Raw genomic sequence first — 7,020 nt, 5'->3', positions numbered from 1 at the left:
TCCTCACGGAATCAGCTGTCCTTATTACTTCCGGATAAATGGAAAATTGTCCGGGAGGGACTTACACCCACTGGTATATAAAATGTACGCTTCAAGGCGCACCAAGGATCATGACATCCCGACTGACTGCTTCAAAAGCTTGTTATATTTCATCCTTCATATTCAATTCTTTTACATACTCTTCAATTGCTTCACGGGTTGTAACCCATTCTTTGTTCATCTTAATAGCTGATAATTTACCTTTTCTAGCGAGAAATGATAAATACTCCTGAGAATAATCACAGTACTTACTTGCCTCTCTTAAGTTAATAAAACCCTGTTTTTCACTTGTATTTGGAATAATGCTGTTCAAGTAAATTATTAATGATCTTTCTATCGCTCTTCCGACAAAATCAATGAATGGATTAAGATTTCCTAAATTACCTTCATTTAGTACTCGGTAATATTTTTTTCTATCTACTTTCAATATTACTGTTGGAGGGAACCCATTTCTCATGAGTATTAAGTTCATTAATAATCTGGCTACCCTTCCATTGCCATCAATAAACGGATGGATACAAACAAATCTATAGTGAAATTGTGCTGCTAATTCTGGAATGGGCAGTACAGTTAAATTTTCATAATACCAGGTCAGTAATTCTGCCATGAGCTTATTTAGTTTTACTGTTTGAGGTGGAATCATTCTGGCTCCAACAATTCTTACATTTGTTCTTCGATAACAACCTGCCTCCAGATCATCGATTCCCTTAAGAATGACCCTGTGTATCTCTTTAATTGTGAATTCTGATAATTCCTGATGATTTTTAATAATCTTTTCTATTAAAAAGATACCTTCTTTATGATTAATTGCTTCCAGGTGTTCATTGACTGTTTTCCCACCTATAGTAATTCCACTGTTAAGAACTATTTCTGTTTCTTGAAGAGATAATGTATTGCCCTCTATAGCATTTGAATTATATGTCCATTCAAGAGCGAACTGTTCATGTAATTTTCTTACTATTGAGGCATTTAGTGGTCTGTGAGAATCTAATTCTTTCTTTTTCCCAACAATACTGCTTAAAAGCTTATCATTCATATCGGTTCCTTTAAAAATCAGCCTTTCCGATATAGTAATTCATTTTTTTATTTCATGCAAATATAACACCCAATTAAGTTGATTACCGTCAGCTGGCGTGGATCATGCCTGCAAAGCAGATAGCATTATCCATGACAGTAGGTAATTCTGTCGAGTGGGCCCTGGGAATCTCACCCGAAGCCTCTCACAGAACCGTACGTGACAGTCTCCCGTCATACGGCTCTTCATATTCAAAAGTTCAGACACCACCCTAATTCCCAATAAGCTAATAGTTTTGGATTCCGATTGGCTAAACGCCTGAAGTACGCATAAGCTTTACTCCAACGATGATTCAGCCTCCGGTATTTATTCTTAGCCCATTTTACCAGCACTTTATGGAACAACTCACAGATTTTCCTCATGGAAGAACGCCTAAATGCTCCATAATAGGTAAGCCAGCCACGCAGCCGTGGATTGAACTCACTTATCAAGGAGAGCAAACTGCTTCCTGTTCGCGAATGCACCTTCCAACTACGAATTGTATCTCTTATAGATTCTTCCGCTTTCCGGCTAATAGCAGGTGAGAAACTGACAAAGAATTGTCCTCTGTCATTTCTTGCATGCCTTGGCCTGAAGGTGAATCCCAGGAAGTCAAATTCCGTACATTCGTAATCACCTTTGCGGTTATCGTCTTTACAAAACACAATTTTAGTCTTCTCCGGATGCACCGATAATTTGCAGTCACTTAAACGATCTTTAACTGCCGACAGCAAGGATTCTGCTTCATGTCTGCTCCGACAATGAATTACAACATCATCCGCATATCGAGCAAACTCAACATGTGGATATGTTCTCTTCATCCATTCATCAAAGGCATAGTGCATAAACAGATTTGCCAACAATGGGCTGATTACCCCGCCCTGTGGTGTCCCCTGCTCTCTCTCAATCACAACTCCATTCGAATCTTCTGCAGAGGCCTTTAACCATCTAGTGATATAGAGAATGACCCAGGCAGGTGGATTATGAAACCGCACTGCTTTAAGCAATAACTCATGATCAATCGTGTCAAAGAACCCTTTAATGTCCAAATCAATTACCCAGCTGTACTTCCAGCACCTCTTCCTGGTTATTGAAACAGCCTGATGAGCCGACTTCTTAGGCCGGTATCCATAGGAATCAGGATGAAACAATGGCTCAAGAAGCGGTTCCAGATACATTTTGGCCGTCATTTGAGCAACACGATCAATAACCGTAGGAATACCCAAGGGTCTTGTTCCGCCGCTCTTTTTGGGGATGTCTACACGCAACACGGATTTGGGAAAGTAGCTACCGGATGACATTCGATTCCATAGGGAGTACAAAATATCAGTTTTGCGGGAATCCACCATTTCAAGTGTTATCCCATCTACGCCGGCAGAACCACCGTTCTTCCGTACCTGCATGTACGCATTCCAAAGAATATTCTTTGAAATGTTAAACGATTTTGTCTGTTCCAATGATTCCTCCCAGTTATCCCGGTTGATCACCGAAACAGACTGAATATGTCAGCTCCTTCGCTCCAGTCTCATTACAAGACCTTCATAACTACTACGAGCTGATCCGCCCCTGTGCCGTGCATCGGTACTTTCTCGCTTCCAGTTCTTCTGTTATACGATTTTCCCTTAACATCACAACGACAGGTTCCCACGTTCCGTAATATCGCCTGTCTTTGACTCGTGCCGCCTATATACCGGAGACCGCATACGCACTAATCAGGTTCTGTCGTATACCCTGTCATGACGCTTGAAGTGCCCGTCATTTTTGATCTCACCATACAAACTTTCGATACCTCATCGACGGTTCACTTTCGTTCACCTTCCAAAGACACACCTGACAGGTTCTAATTCCTGCTTTTTCCGACAACGTTCACCACAAAGGCTCTTTACCAATGCAGCTTGCGGTGGTTTGAAACCTGTTCCTGAAAACCGATTTCGAGGGGCCTACCCTCATCAATATTACAGTTACGAAACTACCTCCATCATTTAGATTAAGGCGCCTTCTCGTGGCACACACTTCAATTGCTTGTTATGTTTTGCTAAGAATCAAATCTTATCTTTAGACTTTCTTCGTATTCAAGTAATTTCTCAAGATTCATTTTTTCAAAATTATTAAATACAGATTCTGTGAAATCACTATCCTTTTCATACCATTTAAAACTACTAAAATAATCTTTAAGATATTCAGATTTAAATCCATATCCATGGAAAGCAAATACTGAATTCCGTACTTTTCTTAACTGATCTAAAGTTAAGAATCTTAACCAATTCTCGCTAACCTTTTTTTCTGATAGAGGAAAATTACCACTTTTAATACCCCACATTGGATCATCAAATTTAGGATAATCAATTAATTTTATAAAAATTTGATCTGTAATTATAGGTTCAAAATCTTCTAATAGTAATGCGAAATGTCCATCATTATCATTCTGATAAATAGCAGAATTGCTATTACCTATTTCTACATTATTTATCCATAGATCTGATTTATTGATAATGTATATTTCCAGTTTACCTATTTCATTGTTCCAAGTCCTACCTGTACCTAAGAGATATGTGGCTGCAATACCAAAACCTGATCCCCCATATGTTGAACTGTACTCAATATCAATAAATGTTGATTTATTAGATTCAAAATATATATTTTTTGGAAATGTCAACATCGGTGCAGTCCCTAAATACCCCAATTATTTTATGAAGCCTTTTTCAGAGCTTCTTTCTCCCTGTAGATAACTGGAGGCCAGCCTCCTTCGTTCACCGTACTGATACGTTTCCGATTATAGTAAACCATGACGTAACGCCAAATTATGGTTTTTACTTGTTCCCTGGTCATTTTCCTTGTATTCATTTTATACAGCTTTTCTTTTTTCAAAGTAGCAAAGAAACTTTCCATCCGTGCATTGTCGTAGCACTTCCCGACGTCACTCATGCTTTGGACAGCACGATAGTCTCCAAGTTTCTTTTTGAATTGATCACTCGTATACTGGCTACCGGCATCACTATGAATAAGAACACCGCTTCCGGGCGTCCTGCTTTTATAAGCGTCATCAATGGCTTGAACGCATAATTCCTTTTTCATGTGGCTTTTCATTGCGATACTGACGATTTCACCTCCAAAACAGTCTAAGACTGGTGCGACATATAGCTTTCCATCAGAGCACGGAACTTCGGTAATATCTGTCAGCCATTTCTCATTTGGCCGTGTTGCTGTGAAGTTCCGCTTCAGTACATTGTCAGGTCTCTGAGCCTTTTTATCCGCCTTGGTAAGCCCGTTTGGGCTTCTGCGGCTCTTATGGAGCAAATTCCCTTTCCGCATAGCTCTGATTACTGTAGATCTGGAAACGGTCTCTCCCTTTTGCTGTAATGCAATGTGAACCCTGTCGATTCCGTAGTTCTTATTATCCGGGTGTTCATCCATTATTCCATGTATTTTGACCAGAAGAAGTTGCCAGGCTCTCGGCTTATTGCGGGTTCGTTTCCACTTGTAATAGCCTGTTTCGCTGACATTCAATACCTTGCATCCCTTTACAACAGAAGTCATTTCTTTTTCCTGAAGATCATAGATATAGGCAAAGATAGTTCTTGTACTTACTTCTTCCGGTCTCGTGCGAAAAAACCAAGTGCATCCTTCAGAATCTCATTGGCTTCTTTCAGCTCATTATTTTCTTTCAGTAATTTCCTCTCCCGCTCTGTCAATGGAGAAGTGTCTTGCACTGATTTTTCACTACTATTTCTCTTGCGGATCTTTCTCCAGCCGGCCAAGGTCCCGTAGTTAATACCCAATTGCTCCGATGCATTCTTTAATCCGATTTCATCGGACAGCGTTAATGCCTGTTCTTTAAACTCTTTACTGTACTGTTTCATATTCATACCCTTTATATTCTCGGGTATTTTTAGACTGCACTTTTATGATAATCCTTCATTTTGTCTTCCAATTAGTTATTACTAACCCAGGTTGTAGTTCTTGTGATGCTGCTTCATCTTGAAAAATGATAGGATCACCATTCTTATATTTTATTTGGAAATTTTCTAATTTTGAATTGAAACTAGTACCCCAACAATATTCTGGAAATCCAGTTCTCAGTTCGATAGATTTCCCTAAGTTAAAGAATTCATAGTTAACTCTGACTGTAAAAGAATCATTTTCTAGAATCAGAGTGATTCGTTCATTGATTATTGAAATAGTATTATCTGAATTATCAATTTTTAATGATCCACCAGCACTTTCTATACCAGTATCATTTGAGAATAATTGTAAATTAGTAACCAACAATAAGAATAATACACAAATTTTATTTCTATTCACTTTATATCCTCATAAACATAACGCCCGCATAACCTGTTTTCCGTACATGGCGGAAATCCTGCCTGCGAAGCAGAAAAAGCAGGATTTATGCCATAGGAAAATCTGGTTCATGCGATTGTTATACGGCCAACGTAGTTTCTACTTTCTCTGCTTCAATCAGATAATATAGTTATACATTATTTATTTTCATGTCCGTACTGAATTCTGGGTTCAGCAACCATTCGGTTACTTACAACTTTCTTTGTAAGATTAATTTTATCATCTAAATAAAGAACAACATTTTTAATAGCTAATTTTTTGATTGCGGATATTAGTATTTCCATCATTTTATAATTGGGAAGGTTATTTTTAATAGGTAGTTTAATATATTTGTTTTTGACAACATTCCATCCTCCCAATTTATTTTTGTACGAATATATAGGCAAATCTGTGACTTTATTAATACATTGAACGCAAAATAGATACTGGTTTGGCGATAGTTTAACGTTATTATAAATCCAGCTCATGGCATAAGCATCTGATAAAACTGTAAATTCATTAGATTGAAAGTAAGCTCGATAAATATCACTATTTGATGGAATCGAAATAACATTCTGTAAAATAGTTGCCCCATCTCTAGGTACAAAATAATTTAATCCTTGATTTCTGAAACTAGAGGTGAGACACGGAAGAGAATAATTACCTACAATCTGTTTTGGCAGATCATCCGCTTTATAAATTAACTTTTTTGTCTTTATTTTTTCAAATAGAACACCAAGTCTAAACTCGCCCCACTCAAGATTATCAAATTCATCTAAAGCTTTTTGCTCTTCTTCTGTAAGTTCATAATCGTTCAAACCAGTTTCAAGTAAATGTGTCTCTATCGCCTGTAAACGCTCCGCTTCTATCTCTTCAATTATTTCATTCATTAATTCATAATCTGGAAGCTTGTTCTTAATTGGTAATCGTATATTTAATGCGTCTGCATCTTTTGCATAGAAATTCCTACCATAATGAAAATCACCTGTATATGAAGTCTTATGAATTGCTGAAGTAATGAATTTTGCAGCACCATCGGGTATATTTTCAGTATGAATAACAGCAATATGGTCATCACCGCCATATAGATAACTTCTATACTTTGCGGAACCGAACATATCTATAGTAATAGTATTTTTACTAAAAACTTGGACATCATTACCAATAAATGCTGAAACACCTTCATCGGCTTCACCAGCGGTAACAAATGGTAAACTTCCTGGTATTCTATCTGAACTTTTTAAGCGGCGACCTCGTGTTGCTTTCCCAAATAATTTTTCCAAGTTAAAACTTCCCCACTTAGCATTTTTCAGTTTTTCGCTAAGTGGGGATTCTATTTTCCCAAGCGTTCACCTTGATTTCTCAATATTTGGCTTATATCCCATGACAAATAATTGCTTACGGTTTCCTTAAATTCTTGTATAGTTGGTTTTGTATCAATTGGTGCGGATTGATTCCAGTCTGCACCATTTAAAGGATCGTAACCGCTAATAAAGCCCCATCTACCAGTAACTGAGATTTCTATGCATTTTCTATTCTAAAGGAGTGGAAAATGAAAAGAAGAACATCAGAAGATTGGGATCACATAATCCGGGACTATAAAGAGT

General features: G+C 37.7%; 8 protein-coding genes. 1 reads left to right on the top strand and 7 read right to left on the bottom strand.

Going from position 1 to position 7,020, the window contains the following annotated elements:
- Window positions 1–142: 142 nt before the first annotated feature.
- A complete protein-coding gene (locus DV872_RS25445; protein ID WP_114632788.1) occupies window positions 143–1,075 on the bottom strand; it encodes a Fic family protein in 933 nt (310 codons plus the stop codon).
- Window positions 1,076–1,179: 104 nt separating this feature from the next.
- On the opposite strand from DV872_RS25445, the gene DV872_RS26735 reads away from it, so the two are divergent.
- On the top strand, window positions 1,180–1,329 hold the full coding sequence (locus DV872_RS26735) for a hypothetical protein (RefSeq protein WP_158547186.1): 150 nt from the start codon (window positions 1,180–1,182) through the stop codon (window positions 1,327–1,329).
- On the opposite strand, the gene ltrA is transcribed toward DV872_RS26735, so the two are convergent.
- From ltrA to DV872_RS25415, 6 genes are all read right to left on the bottom strand, one after another.
- A complete protein-coding gene (ltrA, locus tag DV872_RS25440) occupies window positions 1,306–2,550 on the bottom strand; it encodes a group II intron reverse transcriptase/maturase (RefSeq protein WP_114632789.1) in 1,245 nt (414 codons plus the stop codon). The genes DV872_RS26735 and ltrA overlap by 24 nt on opposite strands.
- Window positions 2,551–3,128: 578 nt before the next feature.
- Complete coding sequence (locus tag DV872_RS25435; RefSeq protein ID WP_114632787.1) at window positions 3,129–3,752, bottom strand: YARHG domain-containing protein; 624 nt, start codon at window positions 3,750–3,752, stop codon at window positions 3,129–3,131.
- A 29-nt stretch (window positions 3,753–3,781) separates the two neighbouring features.
- Entirely contained in the window at window positions 3,782–4,630 is an 849-nt protein-coding gene (locus tag DV872_RS25430; RefSeq protein WP_216664453.1) for an IS3 family transposase, read from the bottom strand.
- A gap of 47 nt (window positions 4,631–4,677) precedes the next feature.
- Entirely contained in the window at window positions 4,678–4,953 is a 276-nt protein-coding gene (locus tag DV872_RS25425; protein ID WP_114632785.1) for a transposase, read from the bottom strand.
- Between the two features lie 55 nt (window positions 4,954–5,008).
- Window positions 5,009–5,395: a hypothetical protein gene (locus tag DV872_RS25420; RefSeq protein WP_114632784.1), complete on the bottom strand. Its 387-nt coding sequence runs from the start codon at window positions 5,393–5,395 to the stop codon at window positions 5,009–5,011.
- A gap of 176 nt (window positions 5,396–5,571) precedes the next feature.
- A complete protein-coding gene (locus DV872_RS25415; protein WP_199563546.1) occupies window positions 5,572–6,696 on the bottom strand; it encodes a hypothetical protein in 1,125 nt (374 codons plus the stop codon).
- Between the last annotated feature and the right edge of the window lie 324 nt (window positions 6,697–7,020).

The sequence above is a fragment of the Oceanispirochaeta sp. M1 genome, assembly GCF_003346715.1.
GTDB lineage: Bacteria > Spirochaetota > Spirochaetia > DSM-2461 > DSM-2461 > Oceanispirochaeta.
This window is presented reverse-complemented; position numbering and strand designations above follow the sequence as displayed.

Coding starts and splice junctions, on each gene's coding strand:
- DV872_RS25445 (WP_114632788.1), bottom strand. CDS start 1,075: ATGAATGATAAGCTTTTAAGCAGTATTGTTGGGAAAAAGAAAGAATTA.
- DV872_RS26735 (WP_158547186.1), top strand. CDS start 1,180: ATGCCTGCAAAGCAGATAGCATTATCCATGACAGTAGGTAATTCTGTC.
- DV872_RS25435 (WP_114632787.1), bottom strand. CDS start 3,752: ATGTTGACATTTCCAAAAAATATATATTTTGAATCTAATAAATCAACA.
- DV872_RS25430 (WP_216664453.1), bottom strand. CDS start 4,630: ATGACTTCTGTTGTAAAGGGATGCAAGGTATTGAATGTCAGCGAAACA.
- DV872_RS25425 (WP_114632785.1), bottom strand. CDS start 4,953: ATGAAACAGTACAGTAAAGAGTTTAAAGAACAGGCATTAACGCTGTCC.